1 protein-coding gene is annotated in these 531 nt (G+C 40.9%); it reads left to right on the top strand.

The genetic code is table 11. The features are described 5' to 3' along the window. Window positions 1-489, top strand: a 489-nt coding sequence (locus R7093_RS27735) for a UDP binding domain-containing protein (protein WP_318147344.1), incomplete at its 5' end; no start/stop codon positions are given. Window positions 490-531 lie beyond the last annotated feature (42 nt).

A 531-nucleotide genomic window follows, 5' to 3' on the forward strand; every position in this document is an offset into this window, starting at 1 on the left:
CAAATTATAGAAGGTGTTGGCTTAGACCCTCGTATTGGCAATCACTACAACAACCCGTCATTCGGTTATGGTGGTTACTGCTTACCAAAAGATACAAAGCAATTGTTAGCAAACTACCAAGAAGTTCCTAATAACATCATTGGTGCAAGCGTTGATGCGAACCGCACTCGTAAAGATTTTGTCGCAGAATCTATTCTCAAGCGAGAACCAAAAGTAGTGGGCATTTACCGCTTAATTATGAAAGCTGGTTCAGATAACTTCCGCGCTTCGTCTATTCAAGGCATTATGAAACGTATTAAAGCGAAAGGTATTGAAGTAGTGGTTTACGAGCCGGTACTGCAGGAAGATGAGTTCTTCCATTCTGCCGTTATCCGCGATATTGAAGAGTTCAAACAAATGTCTGATGTTATTGTTTCTAACCGCATGGTTGAGGAACTAGCTGATGTGGCTGATAAAGTTTACACCCGCGACCTGTTTGGTAGCGATTAATTAGTCTTTATATTCAAAATAATGTAATAGGCTCCCTCAGAG

The organism is Vibrio sp. 1580 (assembly GCF_033340055.1).